At 39.3% G+C, this 20,647-nt stretch carries 18 protein-coding genes and 1 pseudogene; 14 read left to right on the top strand and 5 right to left on the bottom strand.

Features of this window, described 5'->3' with window-relative positions; translation table 11 throughout:
- Positions 1–123 precede the first annotated feature (123 nt).
- Genes ACFJIZ_RS11520 through ACFJIZ_RS11505 form a run of 4 tightly spaced genes read right to left on the bottom strand, consistent with a single transcriptional unit; the run spans position 124 to position 2,801 of the window.
- Positions 124–945, bottom strand: coding sequence for a hypothetical protein (locus ACFJIZ_RS11520; RefSeq protein WP_379083931.1), 822 nt, complete (start codon positions 943–945; stop codon positions 124–126).
- Between the two features lie 56 nt (positions 946–1,001).
- Positions 1,002–1,865: a dienelactone hydrolase family protein gene (locus tag ACFJIZ_RS11515; protein WP_379083929.1), complete on the bottom strand. Its 864-nt coding sequence runs from the start codon at positions 1,863–1,865 to the stop codon at positions 1,002–1,004.
- A gap of 30 nt (positions 1,866–1,895) precedes the next feature.
- Positions 1,896–2,342 carry a DUF1572 family protein gene (locus ACFJIZ_RS11510; protein WP_379083926.1) on the bottom strand — a complete coding sequence of 149 codons (447 nt, stop codon included), beginning with the start codon at positions 2,340–2,342 and terminating at the stop codon, positions 1,896–1,898.
- Between the two features lie 24 nt (positions 2,343–2,366).
- The gene (locus ACFJIZ_RS11505; RefSeq protein WP_379083923.1) at positions 2,367–2,801 is read right to left on the bottom strand and encodes a DUF4293 domain-containing protein; all 435 of its coding nucleotides are present in this window, start codon (positions 2,799–2,801) and stop codon (positions 2,367–2,369) included.
- 757 nt (positions 2,802–3,558) lie between these two features.
- Here ACFJIZ_RS11505 and ACFJIZ_RS11500 point away from each other — a divergent pair.
- The 9 genes and pseudogenes from ACFJIZ_RS11500 (at position 3,559) to ACFJIZ_RS11460 (ending at position 14,477) form a co-directional block, all read left to right on the top strand.
- Positions 3,559–3,612, top strand: coding sequence for a hypothetical protein (locus ACFJIZ_RS11500; protein WP_379094006.1), 54 nt, complete (start codon positions 3,559–3,561; stop codon positions 3,610–3,612).
- A 10-nt stretch (positions 3,613–3,622) separates the two neighbouring features.
- Complete coding sequence (locus tag ACFJIZ_RS11495) at positions 3,623–3,727, top strand: hypothetical protein (protein ID WP_379083920.1); 105 nt, start codon at positions 3,623–3,625, stop codon at positions 3,725–3,727.
- 77 nt (positions 3,728–3,804) lie between these two features.
- Positions 3,805–5,600 (top strand): annotated as a pseudogene (locus tag ACFJIZ_RS11490) (ABC transporter ATP-binding protein).
- A gap of 109 nt (positions 5,601–5,709) precedes the next feature.
- Positions 5,710–6,222, top strand: a complete 513-nt coding sequence (locus tag ACFJIZ_RS11485) for a sigma-70 family RNA polymerase sigma factor (protein ID WP_379083918.1) — start codon at positions 5,710–5,712, stop codon at positions 6,220–6,222.
- A gap of 142 nt (positions 6,223–6,364) precedes the next feature.
- Complete coding sequence (locus ACFJIZ_RS11480; protein ID WP_379083915.1) at positions 6,365–7,558, top strand: FecR family protein; 1,194 nt, start codon at positions 6,365–6,367, stop codon at positions 7,556–7,558.
- A 220-nt stretch (positions 7,559–7,778) separates the two neighbouring features.
- On the top strand, positions 7,779–11,051 hold the full coding sequence (locus ACFJIZ_RS11475; protein WP_379083912.1) for a SusC/RagA family TonB-linked outer membrane protein: 3,273 nt from the start codon (positions 7,779–7,781) through the stop codon (positions 11,049–11,051).
- A gap of 192 nt (positions 11,052–11,243) precedes the next feature.
- Positions 11,244–12,458: a RagB/SusD family nutrient uptake outer membrane protein gene (locus ACFJIZ_RS11470; RefSeq protein ID WP_379083909.1), complete on the top strand. Its 1,215-nt coding sequence runs from the start codon at positions 11,244–11,246 to the stop codon at positions 12,456–12,458.
- A 57-nt stretch (positions 12,459–12,515) separates the two neighbouring features.
- Complete coding sequence (locus ACFJIZ_RS11465; protein WP_379083906.1) at positions 12,516–13,616, top strand: cyanophycinase; 1,101 nt, start codon at positions 12,516–12,518, stop codon at positions 13,614–13,616.
- Between the two features lie 21 nt (positions 13,617–13,637).
- Complete coding sequence (locus ACFJIZ_RS11460) at positions 13,638–14,477, top strand: cyanophycinase (RefSeq protein ID WP_379083903.1); 840 nt, start codon at positions 13,638–13,640, stop codon at positions 14,475–14,477.
- 167 nt (positions 14,478–14,644) lie between these two features.
- Here ACFJIZ_RS11460 and ACFJIZ_RS11455 read toward each other — a convergent pair whose 3' ends face one another.
- Positions 14,645–15,067, bottom strand: a complete 423-nt coding sequence (locus ACFJIZ_RS11455; protein ID WP_379083901.1) for a hypothetical protein — start codon at positions 15,065–15,067, stop codon at positions 14,645–14,647.
- 213 nt (positions 15,068–15,280) lie between these two features.
- Between ACFJIZ_RS11455 and ACFJIZ_RS11450 the strand changes: the two genes are divergently transcribed.
- The 5 genes from ACFJIZ_RS11450 to ACFJIZ_RS11430 all read left to right on the top strand — a co-directional run bounded on the left by ACFJIZ_RS11450 (position 15,281) and on the right by ACFJIZ_RS11430 (position 20,565).
- On the top strand, positions 15,281–16,555 hold the full coding sequence (locus ACFJIZ_RS11450) for a dicarboxylate/amino acid:cation symporter (protein ID WP_379083898.1): 1,275 nt from the start codon (positions 15,281–15,283) through the stop codon (positions 16,553–16,555).
- A gap of 255 nt (positions 16,556–16,810) precedes the next feature.
- Positions 16,811–17,683, top strand: a complete 873-nt coding sequence (gene sucD / locus ACFJIZ_RS11445; RefSeq protein ID WP_379083895.1) for a succinate--CoA ligase subunit alpha — start codon at positions 16,811–16,813, stop codon at positions 17,681–17,683.
- Between the two features lie 410 nt (positions 17,684–18,093).
- A complete protein-coding gene (locus ACFJIZ_RS11440; protein ID WP_379083892.1) occupies positions 18,094–18,573 on the top strand; it encodes a methionine-R-sulfoxide reductase in 480 nt (159 codons plus the stop codon).
- Between the two features lie 188 nt (positions 18,574–18,761).
- Positions 18,762–19,121, top strand: a complete 360-nt coding sequence (locus ACFJIZ_RS11435) for a septal ring lytic transglycosylase RlpA family protein (RefSeq protein WP_379083889.1) — start codon at positions 18,762–18,764, stop codon at positions 19,119–19,121.
- Between the two features lie 472 nt (positions 19,122–19,593).
- Positions 19,594–20,565, top strand: a complete 972-nt coding sequence (locus ACFJIZ_RS11430; RefSeq protein ID WP_379083886.1) for a ribonucleoside-diphosphate reductase small subunit — start codon at positions 19,594–19,596, stop codon at positions 20,563–20,565.
- Positions 20,566–20,647 lie beyond the last annotated feature (82 nt).

The following is a 20,647-nucleotide window of genomic DNA, read 5'->3' as shown; positions in this document are numbered from 1 at the left end:
GCAAAGGTACGGTTAATAATCGGTATTTTACTGATTGCTAAGTAAATAGTTTTTCGCTCCATAATCCATTGGAAATTATTGATTAAGAGTAGATTGAGAAGTAGAAGGATGCCCTTGTTCTAATTATTCTGCCTTGTTTGCCATTCCGACTAGCATGTGGACCAATATCGGTGCGCACTTTTCTTTACAACAGGCATAAAAATGACCGTGTTTCCAGGTAGCTGATTTTGGAGATTGGCCCCACCAGAATTCTGCAAGAGCTAGGGGTTTCAGTTTGTGCTTAAATGCATACTGCAAGAGTTTAGGGCCAGCACATTCTCCTGCGCCTGCAGGTGGATTTTTATAAGCTGCAGTTTTAAAGATCTCATTCAAACTTTTTTCTTCGCCTGCTTGGTTCAGAAAATGATAATGTTCAAAGATCTCTTTTTGTAAAGCAACTGAATGGTTTTTACGAATAGCCTTTAATCGGTTTATCTGTTCTGGAGCTGCTTTTGTTTCTTTTAGGTCTTTGATTTGTTGGTTGAGTTGGGTAAGTGCCGACATTCCATTGTTCAGAAAACTATTTGGGGCAAGCAGATCATAAACTGGTGGAACAAATTTAGCATGGTGATTGCCACCTGCCAATTTACCAGAAAAAGCCGCTAGGTACCCAATCTCGTTTTGTGAGGTTTCCACCACAAGTACGCCAAACATCTTTCCAATAATCTCCATTTGATCATCTGACAATCCAAAATTATGATACCATTCTTGTTGGCTGTGCAGATGTTGCTGTAATTGAGTAGCCGCAATTCTGCATAAAGGATGAGGGTCATCATCCAACATCAACCTAAATTGTTGGGGCAGGGTATGGCAATCAATCGCAACCTCAAAAGGGGTAAAGAAAGGGTCTTTAAAGTTGCGGTGATTAGTCAATTGATAGAGTAGTGAGATGATCCAAGGTTGCAAAGGTATAAATAACTTTCCTTACCCTAATTGTATCTACATTAATGAAATAGGAATGATTAGTTTTTGCGATGTTTAAACAACCATTTGGGGATGCTTTCGCCAAGGATTGGAATGGACATGATGTCATTATGGGCTGTACCCTCAAATAACCAGAACCTTGTTTTGTTTTTATAGCTCACCTCTTTGTAAAACTGTTGGTCACTATCGCCAGGGTTTTCTGTATCCAGATCACCATGCATCAACCAGATGGGCATGTCTGCCAAAGTTTTGACATGTGTAAACTCGGGAATGCCAGAGATGCTTACCCCAGCAGCAAATAGGTCTGGTCTTGCTGATAATGAATTGATTACCGATGAGGCGCCCATCGAAAAACCAATTACATAGATCCTGTTTACATCAATCGCTAATGTTCTTTTTAAAGAATCGATCAACTCCAAAGCTGTATTTAAACAAGGCTGAGGAATAGATTTGAGTACATTTCTACTGCTGTCCAACACATAATTTGATGAACGCCCAGGAAATTGGGGAGCCAATACATAGGCAGGGTATTTCTGTTGGATCTGAGGGTCTGCCCAAAGTTTGGCCATTACGCCCAATTGGTTGATATTGTCATCGCCAGTAGCACCAGAACCATGAAAAACAATGACCAAAGGGTATTTCTGTTGGTCGTTTTTTTTCTTTTGTGGTTGAAGTAACCTGTATTTTATAGTGGGTGTCGATTTTCCGATAAATGTCCCTGCTTCAAAAACGCTAGGGCTAATGCTTTTGATTTGGGCTATTCGTTGTTTTAAATAAAGTGTGTCCTGGCTTTTTGCAATTTTATGCGTTCCATATAAAAAACGATTGCTGCTACAAGACGATAGACCCAAAATCAGGGCGATAAAAAGGACAAAACTAGGTAGTTTAATTGTAGGATTCACGAGGTAAGAAGTTTAGGGTTTTAAGTAGGTTTATTTGTCCAATAACCGTCTGTGGTAATTGATCTGGCCCAAATGGTAATTTAAATGCGTAGTTAAATGGATCAAAGTAAATAGCATCCCACTTTCTTTTTCCCAAATGACGATGGGAAAATTGCCTTTCAGCTGCTCCTCAGTCAAGGAATCTAGTCCATTTTCTACAACGGTTATGGTTTCTGCTATGCCTTTGATCAATGTAGCTCTAGGAACATTTTTGGCCGAAAATTCAAGTTCACGATTTCTGATATAGTCCGTTTTAGCCAGGCCAACACCAATGTAAGCGTTTAAATTGCCGATAAGGTGTAGGCATAAATTTCCAGCGGAATTTGAAATCGACTCTTCAATCATCCACATGGTTTCCTCATTTTTATAAGCAATGATTTCCTGTTTCAGTTTTTGAAGGTCTCTGGTGAAGAGCGCTTTTAATGCTGCGGTTACCATCTTATCTTAAGCGGTCTGCAGATCTCAATAATTTCTCGTCGTTATTGATCCTCTGATCGCCATCAAACAAAACAGAATGGCAATTACAGGTAAAAACATACCTACATTATAATCGGCATTTTCTAAACCCCCAGGAATGTTTTTTGCATACTGGCTGCACCAAAAAGATAGACCGATGATGAAAACGATGGTTGCCATGATGATTCTTTTTTGGATTGTCCTTCTCTTGAAATTGAAGATGTTGAACAAACAGATCAATACCACAGCAACTGAACTGATGAACAAAGGCAAATAAGATTCTACCTGTGTAGTTTGATTACCAACCTTTTTATATAGCCCACTTGCGATGACATGGTATTCAATTCCGCCCACATTGGCAGTTACCATAGGGATAAAAACAAGGCAGCAAATGGTCAAACTTGCCAATAAAAGCCAGATAGATTGTATTCTTTGTATCATGAGTTTAAATAGTTTTGGAACAAAAATAGCTAAAAATTGCGTTTTAAAAAGCAGTTTTAGTACTTGGTTTTTTATTTCAACGGTTTAAAAAAAAGTTTTATTGTCAAAATGTATTAAAAGCAGATATGGGCACAACTAAATAGCAGGAAAAAAGTATTTTTGCAGGAAGTGGGCAGCAATAGATATTTTATAGAACTTAGTTATGATGGTACTAACTATCATGGTTGGCAGACCCAACCCAATGGGATTACTGTACAAGCATGTCTGGATAAAGCATTAAGTATCTATTTTAGACAGGAAATCGTTAGCCTAGGCTGCGGAAGAACCGATGCAGGTGTGCATGCCACCCAGTTTTTTGCACATTTTGATGTTGAAGGGGTCGCAGCCGAAAAAGTATACAGTGCTTTAACAGGTATCAATTCGTTGTTGCCTTATACCATAGCGGTGAAAAGGATAGTGACTGTTACACCAGAAGCACATGCTAGGTTTAGTGCTACGGCGCGTGCCTATCAATACCATATCCATTTTGAAAAAGACCCTTTTAAAATAGACAGATCTTGGCTTTACAAAGGACATTTGGATGTAGCGAAGATGAATGAAGCAGCTAAGGTATTGTTAGACTTTACCGATTTTTCTTGCTTTAGCAAATCGAATACCCAAACCTTTACCAACAATTGTAAAATAATGGAAGCCAGTTTTAAAAAACTGGATGATGGACTGGTTTTTACGGTAAAGGCAGAGTCGGTTTTTACGCAATATGGTGCGTGCCATAGTTGGTACCTTGGTACTGATTGGCAAAGGTCGATCTTGAAGTAACTGATATGGCCAAGGTCATTGCCAGTAAAAGTAGGAGCAAGGCCGGTCAATCGGTACCTGCCTGTGGCTTATATTTGGTAAAAATAGAATATCCATTTGTAAATGATTGAATTAGGGAATGAGAATGACTTTAGTAGTAAAAAATATTTATTCATTCAAAATTCAACCTTCAAAATTAAAATAATATATGTCTAAAATAACCGGAGATGCATTTAATGTGAGCCTACTCAAAAGAGTTTTTGAGTATGTAAAACCTTATCGTGCAATTTTTAGGTGGTCTGTGGTACTTACCCTTTCGTTGGCCATCATTACACCGGTTAGACCTTTTCTGATTGGTTATACGCTAGACAAATTTATCCTTTTGGGCAATTACAAAGGTTTGGTAGAAATGACCATCTTGATGATCTTATTGTTGATCTTGCAGACGGTTATCCAATATAGCCAAACCTTATCTACCAATACTTTAGGGCAATCGGCCATCAAAGACCTGCGGATCAATGTTTTTAACCACATTAGTCGTTTAAGGTTAAAATATTTTGACCAAACGCCAATTGGCCAGTTGATCACCAGAACAGTTTCTAATTCTGGAAACCATCGCCGATATTTTTTCTGAAGGGCTGATTGCCATGATCGGCGACCTCTTACAGGTGATCGTTATCATTGGCTGTATGCTGTATATCGATTGGGAACTGACCATTGTGGTACTTTTACCTATCCCCTTTTTAATTGTTGCAACACGTATTTTTCAAAAAGCGATCAAAGTAGCCTTCCAAGAGATCAGAACCGAGGTGGCCAACCTCAATACCTATCTTCAAGAGCACATCAGTGGTATTTCCATCATCCAATATTTTGCCAGAGAAGAGCAGGAATACAACAAATTTAAAAAGATCAACTCCCGTTATCGTGATGCGAATATCCGTTCTAACTGGTATTATTCTATCTTCTTTCCGGTAGTTGAGCTGATTTCTGCCATATCTTTGGGCCTGTTGATCTGGTATGGTTCTAAGATCATCTTAGAAAAACCATTGGCTGTAGAACCTGGCACTATTACTACATTTATTATGTTTATCAACATGCTGTTCAGGCCCATTAGAGAGCTGGCTGATAAGTTTAATACCCTACAAATGGGAATGGTAGGTGCCGAACGTGTATTTAAAGTATTAGATACCAACGAAACAACTGAAAACAAGGGAACCTTTGCACCCGCAAAAATGGCCGGACAGATCAGTTTTAAACAGGTATGGTTCAGCTATAACCAAGATGGAGAGGTAGCCGATGAAAACTATGTGCTCAAAGATATTTCTTTCGAAGTAAAAGAAGGGCAAACCGTAGCCTTGGTAGGTGCCACGGGTGCAGGAAAATCCTCGACCATCAATATCCTGAACCGGTTTTACGAAATACAAAAAGGAGAGAATCAAAGTAGATGGGGTGGATATTGCAGAATATGAGCTTGGTTATTTACGCAGTAAGATTGCAACCGTGTTGCAGGACGTGTTTCTGTTCTCTGATACCATCTTTAACAACATTACCTTAAACAATCCCAACATTGCATTTGACGATGTGGTAGATGCGGCCAAAAAGGTTGGCGCACACGATTTTATAGAACGTTTGCCAGGAGGATACCATTACAATGTGATGGAACGTGGGGCAACGCTATCGGCTGGGCAGGCCCAGTTGATCTCATTTATCAGGGCATTGGTTTATCAACCTTCCATTTTAGTGTTGGATGAAGCCACTTCTTCGGTAGATACGGAAACAGAACTGTTGATCCAAACTGCCATCGAAAAATTGATGCAGGGCCGAACCTCAATTGTAATTGCCCATCGCTTGTCTACCATCCAAAAGGCGGATCTTATCATCGTTTTAGATAAAGGCGAAATCAAGGAAAAAGGCACACATCAACAATTGCTAAAAATGGATGGCTATTATAAACGCCTGTACGACTTACAGTTTTCGTCTGTTGGTATAGCTAAAAATTCATAAAAATGATTATGTTTGGTTAATTAACCAGCCTAATTTTTGAGAAACCAGTCGATTACAGTGGACGAGCAAATACTTTTTGCCCTCTTGAGGGAAGGGGATGAGTCTGCTTTTGAACAGATTCTACAAGTTATACTGGACACAACTTTTCAATACTGCTTACAAACGTCTTCCTGAAAAGGAAAAATGCAATGACATTATCCAGAATGTATTTACAGACCTTTGGAATAGAAGAGCAACATTAGATTTGGACAATCCTTCGGCTTATTTACATACTGCGGTAAGGTTTCAGGTGTTAAAGCAGGTGAGCAGAAATCCGAAGAACAATGCTTTTACCGAAAGTTTTGAAACAGAATTGATTTCGCCCTTAACTACCGATGGTGAAGTTCTGGAAAAAGAAGTAAAGGTTTTGATCGAGCTATTTATCAAGGCACTTCCACAAAAACGCAGGGATATCTTTTTAATGTACTATTTTAAAGGATTAAGCACCTCGCAAATTGCCAATCAACTCAATGTTTCGCAAAAAACAGTACAGAACCAATTGGCAACGGCTTCTAATGCCTTAAGATTAAGGTTAACACAGTTGTTCTTGGGCATGCTGATCTTGATGTTTCTGCTTTCGTAGTTCAACATTTCGTCTTTCTTATTGTCTTGAAATCAATCATTAATGGCCCATTGTAAGGGTATTACATACAATCTTGTATTATTTTAATTTTCTTTTGGGAGTTTTTGACCTTTTGGGTACATGTATATAAAAGGCAAAGAAAATGAACCCTTACAATCATAAAAAAGACCTCGAAAACATGATCAAAAGGTACGTTGCTGGCGAAGCAACACCTGAGGAAATTAAATTTATAGAGGCTTATTACCAATATTTAGAAAAAGGAGAAAATATACTTGACCATTCGAGTGAAACAGAAGTTTTGCATTTGGAAGAAGAAAATTTCCAATCGATCAAGGCAAGCATTGCCCAATCAAAAACAAATAGAAGAATCTTCCCTATTTACCGCTATGTTGCTGCTGCCGCAATTATTGTGGTCTTAGGATTTGGGGTGTTATACCTATCTAAAAATAAACAGGTCGACACCAAAAATCTATTGGCTACCAATGCTAAAACCCTAGATATTTTACCCGGAGTAGATAAAGCAATATTGACTTTGGCCGATGGTTCGAAAGTTGTGCTGGATAACAACAGCAATGAAAACATCATAGAGAAAAGTGGGTTGACCATTTCCAAAACCAAAGATGGCCAATTGATCTATAAAGTAAGCAATGGGGTTCAGAAAGGTAATACCGTTGCGTACAATACCATCGAGACTGCCAAGGGTAATCAATATCAGGTTTTGTTACCTGATGGTACCAAGGTGTGGTTAAATGCGGCATCTTCTTTAAGATATCCAGAGGTATTTACAGGTAAGGAGCGAAGGGTAGTCCTTACGGGCGAAGCTTATTTTGAAGTAGCCAAGGATAAAACCCGTCCTTTCTTTGTGCGAACAGTTTCTTCTCCTAAAGATAACAGAGGTCAAGATGTAGAAGTATTGGGTACCCACTTTAATATCAACAGTTACATGGACGACCAATCTGTTAAAACCACCCTGTTAGAAGGAAGTGTAAAAGTGAGCAACGACAACTCGTCAAAAATCCTAAAACCAGGAGAACAAGCGGTCATCAACAATTATGGTTTGGGTACCATCCATATCCTACAAGCAGATACAGATGATGAAACCGCTTGGAAAAATGGACTTTTCAGGTTTAGCAATGCAGGGCTGAAAAGTATCCTCAATCAGATAGAAAGATGGTACGACGTGAAGATCGACTATAATTCTGTACCCGACAAAAGATACAATGGTATGGTGCCAAGAAATGCGAAGCTTTCTGAAGTGCTACAGATGCTGGAAGTAACCGGAAACATCAACTTCAAAATTGAAGAAAATAGAGTATTAAAAGTAATTGCAAAATAAAACGGGAGGAGCATGGAAAAAACAGACAACCAATAACCAAACACCATAATACAAACAAATCAACAACTATTTACCAACACCTAAACACTCAAAAATGTATGAAATTCTACATTAAAAGCAATGCGGACGAGGCTATACGGCCAACAGGTTCTATTGCAGCTTATTTTAACCACAAATTTATCAGGGCTATGAAACTTACTGTTATCTTCTTAACTGTTTTGTGCTTGCAGGTAAGTGCTTCGGCATTTTCTCAACGCATCAGCATCAGCCAAAAAAACATGCCATTAGAGCAGGTTTTAAAGAGATCAAACGCCAAACAGGTTATTTTTTCTTATATGATCTGGATCTCATCCAACAAAAGTCCAAACCGGTAAACATCAATGTAAAAGATGCAGAACTGAAAGATGTGCTGCTGATGGTCTTAAAATCTCAGCCTTTTAGCTACGAGATCAAAGAAAACACCATCTTGATTACACCAAAAACAGAGTTAATACCAGTGATCAGGGCCATAGACGTAACAGGGAAAGTTGTAGACGAAAATGGTTTACCCATGCCAGGCGCCTCAATTAAAGTAAAGGGTAAACAGATCAGTACTGCCTCTGGTAATGATGGGTCTTTTAGCCTAAAGAATGTTGCCGATAATGATGTTTTGGTCATCTCTTTTCTGGGTTATGCAGATAGAGACGTACAGGCAAAGGCACAATTGGGGACAATTAGCTTGTCGCCAATGGCCAACTTATTAAATGATGTAGTAGTTACAGGTTATACCAATTATACAAAGGCCCAGTCGGCAAATGCTATTTCTGTAGTTACGGCTGATAAAATCAACCAAGTACCAGGTTTAACCGTTGATCAGATCTTGCAAGGTCGTGTACCAGGGATGAGTGTTATCTCTACCTCAGGTCAACCCGGACAAAGTGCTTCTGTGGTGATCAGGGGTATTGGTAGTGTAAATGGATCATCTACTCCATTATTTGTATTAGATGGTATTCCGATCGAGGCAGGTTATTTCCAGACGATTAATCCAGAAGATATCGAATCGGCCAACGTGCTAAAAGATGCATCTGCTAAGGCTTTATATGGTTCGAGAGGATCAAATGGAGTAATCGTTTTAACCACCAAAAAAGGTAAAGCAGGTAAAGTTGCAGTGGGTTATACTTCTCAATATGGTTTTTCTAACTTGAGCAGGCCAAATTTCGAGATGATGAATGCCGAACAACGTTTACGTTTTGAAGAAGAGATCGGTGTAAGTTTTGGTAGAAACCTTGGCCCAGGCTGGACTTATTCTCCCAAAAACCCAACTTATACCAGCGGTACTCAAGCTTATCGTCAACGTGCCGATTTTATCCTAGATAGTTTAAAAAAGATCAATACCGATTGGAGAGACATTTTTTTCCAAAAAGGAAAATTTCAGGAACAACAGGTTAACATTAGTGGGGGTAACGAAAACTTTAGATTTTATAACTCTTTAAATTATTACAGTCAAGAAGGAGTAGCCAAGCGTACAGGTTTAGATCGATATGCCTTAAGAAGCAATATGGATTTTAAGGATGGTAAATTTAGTGGAAGCACAAACATATCTTTAGGTTATTCGCAATCTAGCTTTACAGAAGGCGAAGGTGGAACAGGTGCAGGTACTTCAATGGCATCTGTATATTATGCCTTGCCTTATGAGTATCCATATGCTTTTGATGGGACTTTGGTACATCCGGGTAACAAATCGCAATATTTTATATTGGATCAACGTGAAGGTACACAAGGTTTGGAGCGTTTGTTGAATTCATCTAATAAAACAGACCAATTGAAATCTATCATTGCCACTTCATTTGCGTATCAGATTTTGCCAGAATTAAAGATCACCACAAGAGCGGGTATCGATTACCGCATGTCTACCGATCAGGAATTCATTAATCCGGATTCTTATTATGGACTTAGAAGCGTTGCTAATACTTTAGGGGGCAAAGGCCGTTTGACCGATGCCAGCAGAAGAAACTTTAATGTGATTTCTACCACAGGCTTAACTTACGCCAAAACTTTTGCCAGTAAACATGATGTAGAAGTTTCTGCATTTTATGAATATGTATATAATAACTACAACTCTTTTGGCTTTAGTGCCTACGGTATAGACGGACGTTTGCCAGAAACACCAGCCGGAGCAACCAATGGTAGTTCAACATTTCTGCCTTCAGTTGCAGGTAGCAAAAGCAAAAGTGCTTTGGCCTCATTTATGGGGGTAGGGCGATATACTTACGACAACAAATATACCTTAACAGGAAGCTACCGTTATGATGGCTCTACCAAAGTTGCACCGCAAAACAAATGGCATGGATTCTACTCAGTAGGTGCCAACTGGAATGCCAAAGCAGAAGATTTCTTGAAATCGTCTAACTTCATTTCAGGTCTAAGGTTGAGAACAAGTTATGGTACAACCGCAAGTCCGTTTGGTGGTGATTTTATTTATCTGCCAACCTATTCGGTAAGTACTACTTATGGTGGTAACTCGGGCATTAGACCTGTAAGTGCAGGTAATGCTGATTTTGATTGGGAATATGTAAATGAGTTCAATGCTGGTTTTGACATCAGCTTGTTCAAAAGCAGAAGATTGCGCATTACAGCCGATTATTACAATAAGATCACGACCAATATGTTCATCGATCAACCACCTTCGGCAACCTCTGGTTTCTCTACCTTGAACCTAAGTTCTGGAAAAATGAGAAATAGAGGGGTAGAGTTTGAAGTGAGTGGTGATGTGCTGAAAACGCAAGACTTTACTTGGTCTCTAGGCGTAAATGCAGGTTACAATAAAAACGTGATCCTACATGTAACCGATATTACAGATTCGTACCCAGATGGCGATACACGTATCTTGAAAGTTGGCTTGCCTTATGGTACTTATTATGCACCAGACTGGGCAGGGGTAAACCCAACCACTGGAGAGGCACAGTACTACAATTTAGATGGTACAATTACGACAACCTATAACGTAAATACCCAAAGTACCACCAATTCTGGAAGTTTATATCCAACATTTACAGGAGGTTTCAATACATCACTAAATTATAAAGGATTTACAGCCTCAGCATTATTCTCTTTTGTTTCTAACGTAATGCGTTGGAACAACGAAGATTTTTACAATGAAAACCAGCGCTATGCTACCAGTAACCAAACGGTTAGGATGTTGGAAGACCGTTGGAAAGCACCTGGTGATATTGCGACCCTACAAAGATTTGATGTGCCTAGAAACTTTACTTCAAAAGATATCCAGGATGCTTCTTTCTTAAGGCTGAGAAATGTGACCCTTGGTTATACTTTGCCAAAAAGCATCTTAGAGAAAACCAAGTTCATTAAAGGTGTTAAGGTATTTGTACAAGGCCAGAACTTGTTTACCTGGACCAAATGGAGAGGGCTAGACCCAGAGAACAATGCGGTTTATGGACGTTTCCAATATCCAAATACCAGAACGTATACTGCAGGTCTTAATGTTAACTTTTAATAATTACAGCAATGATTAATAAATTATATAAAAAATATATCCTTATATTTTCTTTATTGATAGTAACTGCAACATCTTGTACCAAGTTGGATTATAAAACCAACAGACTCGATCAGTCCAGATAAAGCATTTAGAAATGTAAATGATATCAATTTGGGTGTAATTGGCGCATATGCGTTGGTAGATTACTCCATGACAAGCTTAAGTTCAACGGTTGCAGACGAAAACATGTTCCCTACAGAAAATACGGTAGGTAACAGCGATGCTTTTAGGTGGTTGTACACTGCCGGAAGTGGTTCTGTAACTTCACTTTATGGTAATAACTATGCTGCCATAGACCGTTTGAACAGGGTGTTAACAGCTATGGATGCCTTGACTTTTACAGGTGCAGATTTAGCCACAGCCAATCGTTACCGTGGCGAGTTGTTGGCTTTACGTGCCTACTTACATTTCGAATTGTTGAGAGCTTACGCTTCATCTTACGAAACAGGTGCCTTGGGTGTTCCTTATATGAAACAATCCATTATCAGTTATCCGGCCAGAGATAAGTTTGAAGTAGTGATCGCTAATGCAAAAGCAGATCTGGTTGCCGCAAAAGCACTGATCCCAGCAACGTTTACAGATAAATCAAGGATTACCAAAAATACAGTTTCTGCCATACAAGCCCGTGTAGCTTTGTACGAGAAAAATTGGGGTGAAGCCATTACCTATGCAACTGAAGTGATCAATGCCGCTCCTTTGGCAACTCCTGCCCAATTCCCTGGTCTATGGACTGACGCGAATGACAGTGAAGTGATCTGGAAACTGAAACGTGTAGGTACTACTGATGGTAGAATTGGCGATTTTTATTTCCGCCAAACAGGTGGTATTGTATTGTATGCCCCATCGTTTAAATTGATTGCCGCTTTTGACCAAGCCAATGACCTGCGTTATCCGGCCTACATCAAATTTGATGCGACACGTACGGGAACAAAATCTCAATACCTGGTTAACAAATATATTGGTGGAACGTCTACAGCTCCAGGCCTAACTGATATCAAGATGTTCAGAACCGGAGAAATGTACTTGATCAGGGCAGAGGCACGCGCAGAATCGACAGGAGATGCAGCAGGTGATATCAATGCTTTACGTGCAGCAAGGATCACAGGCTACACCACTGCAACTTTTGCTGATAAACCAGCATTGATTGCTGCGATTTACGACGAACGTTTTAAAGAATTGGCTTTTGAAGGTCACCGTTTCTTTGATTTGAAAAGAAGGAACATGCCAGTTCAACGATTGGCAGCTGATGCGGTAAATGCATCGGGAGCAGTTACTTTAACGCCTGCACAAGCTCAATATGCATTCCCTATCCCTGCATTAGAGATATCAGTCAACAAAAATACGGTTCAAAACCCTAAATACTAGGTTAATTATTTTTGGGGAGGAAACTCTTCCTTCCCAAAATATTTAAACATTGCTTTTATGAAACGATTAATTTTAAGCTTACTTATCATATTCTGTATATCGACGGTAGGTTGTGGTAAATCTAGCGACCCCACACCAGTCAATCCTGGCGGTGGCGGAACACCAGTCAACCCGGTACCTGTAGAAAAAAGAAGACCAGCTTCTATTGGCATTATTGGAGATACCAGTAATGTGGTGAAACCTGTAGGCGGTGGAATGGTATTGATGGGTGGAGGTACTGATGTAGATGCAGCCTTTAAATGGATGATCGATAGAAGTGGTGGGGGCGATGTGGTCATCCTACGTGCAACCGGAACAGCAGCCTACAATTCTTATGTAAATGCTTTAGGGACCGTAAATTCTGTAGAAACCTTATTGATCAACAGTAAAGAGCTGGCCAATAATGATACTGTGGCTTATATCATCCGCAATGCGGAAATGGTATTTATTGCCGGAGGCGACCAATCTGATTACATGAATTTTTGGAAAGGTACCAAAGTTGATAAAGCCCTAAATTATTTGCTTACCGAAAAAAAGGCTCCTGTTGGGGGTACAAGCGCTGGTTGTGCAATTTTAGGTGGTTTTTATTACAGTGGTGAAACAGGTGGACTTACTTCTGCCGCCGCATTGGCCAATCCTTACAATACAGATGTAACTTTGTACAACAACGATTTTTTGAAAGCTCCCTTTTTACAGAATGTGATTACCGATCAGCATTATTTAACAAGAGGCAGGGAAGGAAGATCCATGGTGTTTTTAGGAAGAATCAATAAAGACTGGAAGATAGCCGCAAAAGCAATAGCCACAGATGAACGGACCGCTGTTTGCATCGACGCGACAGGTAAGGCACAGGTTTTTGGTGATTTTTCGAGCACAAGGGCCTACAGTTATGCTTATTTTCTGATTTCTGATCCAACCAAACAACCAGAACAGTTTACGGCCAACATGCCAGTAACTTGGAAAGATGGAGAACAGGCTGTTGCGGTTTATGAAATTCCGGCTGCTGTTGATGGTGGTGGAAGTTTTAATGTTGCTAACTTTAATTCAAGTGAGGCGCGAGGTGGTAAATGGTATTGGTGGTCTATAGAAAATGGTGTGCTCACTAAAAAACTACAATAACAATCGTTTAAAAGATTAAAGATGAAAAAGATATTTTCAATTGCATTGTGTCTGATGCTGGCTGTGGCCACACAGGCACAGGATACCAAAAAAGGTAATTTATTTATCATTGGTGGGGGTGACCGATCAGATGCCTTGATGCAACAGATGGTAAATACGGCCAAATTAAATCCAAAAGATTATATCATTGTGTTGCCCATGGCAAGTGAGGTGCCTGATGCAGGTTTTGAATTTTTGTCTACACAATTAAAAAAACTGACCACGCACAACATCAAGAACTTTAATTTTAGTAAACATGATGTGAATGATAAAAAATGGGTCGATTCTTTAGCAGGTGCAAAACTGATCTATATTTTGGGTGGCGACCAAAGCCGTTTCATGAAAACAGTAATCGGTACACCGGTTTATACGGCTATACATAAAGCCTATAACAATGGCGCTACCATTGCAGGTACAAGTGCGGGTGCTGCGGTAATGAGCAAGTATATGATCACAGGTACACAATTATTAGACACGGTTTATAAAGAAACGTTTAATAAACTTTGGGACAAGAATATAGAGTTTGCCGAAGGTTTAGGTCTACTGCAAAATACGATCATCGACCAGCATTTTTTAAAGCGTAACAGATACAATCGCTTGGTGTCTGCCTTGGCGGCACATCCAAATCTAGTTTGTGTAGGGATTGATGAGAGTACGGCCATTATTGTGCATGGAGATAAAGCTACAGTGGCAGGCGAAAGTCAGGTGATCAGAATGGCGAACCCCAAAGACCTCAAAAAAACAGCAAAAGGATTATTGAAATTTAACCAGGCAGATTTTGGTGTATTTACAGCCGGAGATGTCATGGTAATCAAACCTTAATACAGGAGCAAAGAGCAAAGATTTGGTTTTCAAGTACTAAGTACCAAGTATAAAGTACAAAGATTCCTGACTATTTTCCAATCAACATCTTTGCTCTTTTATCTTTCATCTTTGTTCTTTAGTCTTTATTCTTTGCGCTTTCATCTTTGTTATGTAATCCTTCTTAGCTATTTAACCAAGTTCTCTTCGGTATGATAGGTAAATTGATCAGTACCTATGGTTTCGGATCTCCTTTGTACTAAGATGATACTCGTTTGTCTTAAATATTCGATATGCCAAGTCACAGCAGGCGTAGTGGCAATGGTCAGGTTTTCTCCTTTTTCGTCAATCGTATAATCGGCAGAGATAAGGCCCTTGGTGTATTTGTTATCAGCTGTAAATACCAAGGTGTCTATTGGAGAGAAACGCGTAGTGTCTCGCACGATCGTATCCTTGTTCTTGATGGTTAAGAGCACACGAGATTTCAATGGCCATTTGCCAATAAAATGTTTTTGAACAAAATCATGGTCGGTCAATGTTTCTTTTTTACAGGCATGGATAACTAGGGTTAAGCAAGCGAAAAGGAGAACAATGGTTTTCAATCTATTCATTTCAATGATTTTTGTTGCGGTAAAGATAAGCATTCGTACCGATTGTAAGTGATGGGCTTACAGCTAATGGTCCAATTTGTAATAACGCCAGAGCTGGCCAACTCATTGTGGTTGGCTGTTTTTTATCTAATGTTGATGTTTTTTTTGCTTTTTAATTAAAAATAGGGCCGATAATAGAAATTAATTCTATATTTCAATTTAATTTAATCGTGAATGAAGTCAGTTTTCTCCAATTTAACTTTTCAAGTTTTAGTTGCCATTGCCCTAGGTGTTTTAGTAGGTGTATTTTATCCAGGTTTTTCTTCTTATGCCGAGCTGATCAGTAAAAGTTTCATCAACATGATCAGCATGTTGATTGCGCCGATCATCTTTTTTACCATTGTTTTAGGCATTGCCCACATGGGCGATATGAAAAAGGTAGGCCGTGTGGGTGGTAAAGCCTTATTGTACTTCGAAATCGTAACCACTTTGGCCATCGCCATTGGTCTGTTTGTGGCCAATATCTTAAAACCAGGTGTAGGCGTAAAGGTGCCAGAAGGCGATGTGGCTAAGATTGCAACCTATACCGCCCAAGCTGGAGAGATCAATTGGCTGGAGTTTATTGCACATATCATTCCGAAGAATATTTTTGAAGCCTTTACCAAAGGAGAGATCTTACAGATCTTATTTTTTGCCATCTTGTTTGGCTATGGTTTGAGTAAACTGGGCGAGAAGGGCCAATCGCTGTTGAGTACTTTTGACAAAATCTCTAAAGTGTTGTTCAACATCATGAAAGTGGTAATGCGTGTAGCACCAATCGGTGCTTTTGGCGGGATGGCCTTTAGTGTTGGTAAATATGGTCTGGGTACTTTGTTGCCGATGATGAAGCTGATGGGCTCTGTTTACCTGACCTGCTTCCTGTTTATTTTTGTAGTGCTCAATGGAATTTGTCGATATTATAAGTTTAGCTTATGGCAGTATCTGAAATATATACGCCAGGAGATATTGATCGTTTTGGGTACTTCCTCCTCAGAATCGGTGTTGCCAAGTATGATGAAAAAGATGGAGGATATTGGCTGCGATAAATCTGTGGTAGGCTTGGTTATTCCAACGGGCTATTCCTTTAACTTAGATGGAACAGCCATTTATCTGGCCATGGCGGTGATTTTTTTGACGCAGGTTTTTAATATAGATTTTTCTTTGGGCGAGCAGCTTTCTATTATGGCAGTGTTGATGGTGACCTCAAAAGGTGCGGCTGGTGTAACCGGAAGTGGTTTTATTGTATTGGCCAGCACATTGACCGCATTAAAGATCATGCCGGTAGAGCATATTGCCATTCTGTTGGGGGTAGACCGTTTTATGAGTGAGGCCAGGGCCATTACCAATATGATTGGCAATGGTATTGCAACCATTGTAATTGCCAAGAGCGAAAACGAATTTGACCAAGAAAAATACCTGAATGCGATACGACCAGCTGCAATCGAAAAAGCTGAAGAAGACCATTTTTGATCCTTGTGGTAAACTTTGTAAAATAAACCCGATTTAGTGGATGCCGTTTTCAATTGCCCTCAGTTAATTTCGGCAGAAACGAGAGCGGGACTGAAATTGCCGAAGAACCATTGTCATTGCTTTTCAAACCCTTAATTGGCTTGGACCCAAAAAACGATTTTGTGTAAATAAATCAAGATATGACAAATTATCTGTCTTTTGCATTTGACAATGCATTTCAATTAACTTAGATTTGCACACAAAAAAATAGATATAATGAGTGTTTTAGTAAATAAAGATTCAAAAGTAATTGTTCAGGGTTTTACTGGTAATGAAGGTACATACCATGCTGAACAAATGATAGCTTACGGTACAAACGTTGTTGGCGGGGTAACTCCTGGTAAAGGCGGTCAAACGCACTTGGACAAGCCTGTGTTTAACACGGTTAAGGATGCTGTTGATCAAGCTGGTGCTAACGTATCTATTATATTTGTACCACCTGCATTTGCGGCCGATGCCATTATGGAAGCTGCTGAGGGTGGCATCAAAGTGATTGTTTGTATTACAGAAGGTATCCCAACTAAGGATATGATTGCTGTAAAATCTTATATCAAAGGTAGAGATTGCCGTTTAATCGGTCCTAACTGTCCAGGTATCATCACTGCTGATGAGGCTAAAATTGGTATCATGCCAGGTTTTATCTTCAAAAGAGGTACAGTTGGTGTAGTTTCTAAATCAGGTACCTTAACTTACGAAGCGGTAGACCAAGTAGTGAAAGCTGGTTTGGGTATTACTACAGCGATCGGTATTGGTGGCGACCCAATTATTGGTACTACAACCAAAGAAGCGGTAGAATTGTTGATGAACGATCCAGAAACTGAAGGTATCATCATGATCGGTGAAATTGGTGGTGGCATGGAAGCTGAAGCTGCTTTGTGGATTAAAGAAAATGGTACTAAACCTGTTGTTGGTTTCATCGCTGGTCAGACTGCGCCTCCGGGACGTAGAATGGGTCACGCTGGTGCTATTGTTGGTGGTGCAGATGATACTGCTGCTGCTAAGATGAAGATCATGGCTGAGTGCGGAATTACCGTAGTAGAAAGCCCTGCAGAAATTGGTGAAGCAATGGCTAATTTGTTAAAGAAATAATTTTAACCAAATATATTTTTAAAAGCGTTCCGCATTGGTGGAGCGCTTTTTTTGTTTATAAGTAATTTTTCAACCACAAAGGCACCAAGGCACGCCAAGGGAATTGAGTAAGCGCTTGGTGTATTTTGTGTCTTAGTGGTAAATATAAAGGCTAAGGACTCCCGACTCCCAACTCAAGACTATAGAATAACCACAAAGGCGCCAAGGAGATTGACTAAATATTTGGTGTACTCTGTGTCTTAGTGGTAAATATAAAGACTGCAGACTCAGAACTCCCGACTCAAGATTACTCTTAAACGTTTACACCCAAATGAAAATCAAAAACCTAAAATTGATTATATTTGTATATAGGTTGTAAGGAAAATCCTAAACTCACGACAAAGCGTATATACCTATAAAATAGACAACAGATGAAATCGATGATCAATAAAACATTAATGGCCTTGGGCCTGTTAGTTGTAACAAGTTTTGTAGCCTGTGCGCAGCAATCAGAAAAAGCAACCCCATCTAAAACCACCAAGAAAATGGAATACAATAAATTAACAAAAGAGGAAGAAGATGTAATTGTTCGTAAAGGAACAGAATATCCGGGAACTGGTAAATACGATAAGTTTAACGAAAAAGGAACTTATACCTGTAAACGTTGCAATGCGGCTTTATATAAATCAGATTCGAAATTTGATGCACATTGTGGATGGCCAGCATTTGACGATGAGATCAAAGGTGCGGTAAAACGCATCCCTGATGCAGATGGACAACGTACCGAAATTGTATGTGCCAATTGTAATGCACATTTGGGGCATGTATTTATCGGCGAAGGACTAACCGCTAAAAATACCCGTCATTGCGTTAATTCTATTTCGATGAACTTTGTTCCAGACAAGAAATAAACGTTGATTAAAAATAAGGAAATGCCCTAACGAGAGTTGGGGCATTTTTTGTAGGTAGTTTGTCATCCTGAGGTACGAAGATCTCTCTTTTTGAGCTAAAATTTTTAGGGTAACTAATACCAAAAGCCAACACCAAAAAGGCATAAAAAAATCATTTCGTATATTTGCCCTCCGCTGATCAAAACGATATGAAATTTCATTTGAAACTTTTACTGTTCATCTGCCTTGCTTCTTTCGCTGCAAAAGCACAACAAGTACCTACAAAAGAACGAGATACTGTTGTTAAAACTATTTTTGCCACCTATTATGCCAAAAAGTTTGAGGGTAGGAAAACAACAAGTGGAGAAAGGTACAGGGCCAAAAAATATACAGCCGCACATCGTACACTTCCATTTGGTACCCTAGTAAAAGTTAAAAACCTAAGAACAGGAAAAACAGTAGAGGTAAGGGTGAACGACCGTGGCCCATTTAGCAAGAAGTTTTCATTGGATATTTCGACCTCAGCAGCCAAGGCTTTAGGATCTATAAACTCGGTTATGCCAAGGTAGAAATCTCTTATGCGCAACCCCTATAAGTTGTAGGGTTTTGGTGTTACAACTTCTAATTTTAAAATTATTAACACTCGTTTTGATTCTGTAAGTCCTTAAAAAGAAATAATTAGCTTTTTTTCATGTTGTTTCTGACAGAATTCTGATCGAAAAAGGCGTTCCAGTTCACAAGATGTTAACAACTTTGTGGCTTAAAAAATCCCTCAACTTCTATATTTGTTAAACAAAGTTCTTTAAAAGAATCCACTCCCAATATTATTTAAGTACTTAATATTTAGTTAATTAAAAACCTGCAAAAACCTAGTGTTTTTCGACATTCTAAAACTAAATGGTATTTGTTGGCGGCTGGATTTTGCTAAAGCTTTTAGGTTAAGGGGTTTGACATTATTTAGAGGAGAAAGGGCGTTCGGCTCCAGACTTTAAAAATGAAAACAACCGATGGAAATTTCTAAACGTTAAAAAATTTGAACTTATGCAAGAAGAGTTACTACTAAAAGAAAATAAGGACCGTTTTGTTCTTTTACCGATTAAGTACCCCGCAATTTGGGAGATGTATAAGAAAAGTGAAGCAAGTTTTTGGACGGCTGAAGAGATTGACTTATCAGATGACCAGAAACATTGGGACAACTTGAACAGTGGTGAAAGACATTTCATTTCTCATATTCTAGCCTTTTTCTCGGCCAGTGATGGTATCGTAAACGAGAACTTGGCGGTAAACTTCATGAGCGAAGTACAATTGCCAGAAGCACGTTGCTTTTATGGTTTCCAGATCATGATGGAAAACATCCATGCCGAAACCTATGCTTTATTGATCGATACTTATGTAAAGGATCCAGATGAGAAAGACCGTTTGTTCCATGCCATCGATACTGTTCCGGCAGTAAAGAGAAAAGCAGAATGGGCATTGCGTTGGATTGACAATGGAAATTTTGCGGAGCGTTTGGTTGCTTTTGCAGCGGTAGAAGGTATCTTCTTTAGTGGTAGCTTCTGTTCTATCTTCTGGTTAAAGAAACGTGGTTTGATGCCAGGTTTGACCTTTAGCAACGAGCTGATTTCTAGAGATGAGGGGATGCACTGTGAATTTGCCTGTTTGTTGTACAGCATGTTAGAAAACAAGTTGACACAAGAAGCAGTTCATGCTATCATCAAAGATGCGGTAGAAATTGAGAAAGAATTTATAACTGATGCTTTACCTGTAGCCTTAATTGGAATGAACGCTAAATTGATGAGCCAGTATATCGAGTTTGTAGCTGATAGATGGGTGTCTGAATTAGGTTATGCCAAAATATACAATGCTACAAATCCATTCGATTTCATGGAAATGATTTCGCTACAAGGAAAAACCAATTTCTTTGAGAAAAGAGTAGGGGATTACCAAAAAAGTGGGGTATTGACCTCTACAGAAGATAAAGCTTCGGCTTTTTCATTAGATGACGACTTTTAAATAAGGTACGAGACAAAAGGTTAGGGCTTTGTCTTGTTACCCGAATGCTAAATAAATATTTTAAAACCTGGTGCCGCTGTTA

Origin of the sequence: Pedobacter sp. UC225_65 (assembly GCF_042698365.1) — a bacterium.
Taxonomy (GTDB): domain Bacteria; phylum Bacteroidota; class Bacteroidia; order Sphingobacteriales; family Sphingobacteriaceae; genus Pedobacter.
The sequence above is the reverse complement of the archived record's forward strand: the minus strand, read 5'-3'. Positions and strand labels throughout refer to the sequence as shown.

Coding starts and splice junctions, on each gene's coding strand:
- ACFJIZ_RS11510 (WP_379083926.1), bottom strand. CDS start 2,342: ATGGTAACCGCAGCATTAAAAGCGCTCTTCACCAGAGACCTTCAAAAA.
- ACFJIZ_RS11505 (WP_379083923.1), bottom strand. CDS start 2,801: ATGATACAAAGAATACAATCTATCTGGCTTTTATTGGCAAGTTTGACC.
- ACFJIZ_RS11495 (WP_379083920.1), top strand. CDS start 3,623: ATGGCCAAGGTCATTGCCAGTAAAAGTAGGAGCAAGGCCGGTCAATCG.
- ACFJIZ_RS11480 (WP_379083915.1), top strand. CDS start 6,365: ATGAACCCTTACAATCATAAAAAAGACCTCGAAAACATGATCAAAAGG.
- ACFJIZ_RS11470 (WP_379083909.1), top strand. CDS start 11,244: ATGACAAGCTTAAGTTCAACGGTTGCAGACGAAAACATGTTCCCTACA.
- ACFJIZ_RS11465 (WP_379083906.1), top strand. CDS start 12,516: ATGAAACGATTAATTTTAAGCTTACTTATCATATTCTGTATATCGACG.
- ACFJIZ_RS11460 (WP_379083903.1), top strand. CDS start 13,638: ATGAAAAAGATATTTTCAATTGCATTGTGTCTGATGCTGGCTGTGGCC.
- ACFJIZ_RS11455 (WP_379083901.1), bottom strand. CDS start 15,067: ATGAATAGATTGAAAACCATTGTTCTCCTTTTCGCTTGCTTAACCCTA.
- ACFJIZ_RS11450 (WP_379083898.1), top strand. CDS start 15,281: ATGAAGTCAGTTTTCTCCAATTTAACTTTTCAAGTTTTAGTTGCCATT.
- sucD (WP_379083895.1), top strand. CDS start 16,811: ATGAGTGTTTTAGTAAATAAAGATTCAAAAGTAATTGTTCAGGGTTTT.
- ACFJIZ_RS11440 (WP_379083892.1), top strand. CDS start 18,094: ATGAAATCGATGATCAATAAAACATTAATGGCCTTGGGCCTGTTAGTT.
- ACFJIZ_RS11435 (WP_379083889.1), top strand. CDS start 18,762: ATGAAATTTCATTTGAAACTTTTACTGTTCATCTGCCTTGCTTCTTTC.
- ACFJIZ_RS11430 (WP_379083886.1), top strand. CDS start 19,594: ATGCAAGAAGAGTTACTACTAAAAGAAAATAAGGACCGTTTTGTTCTT.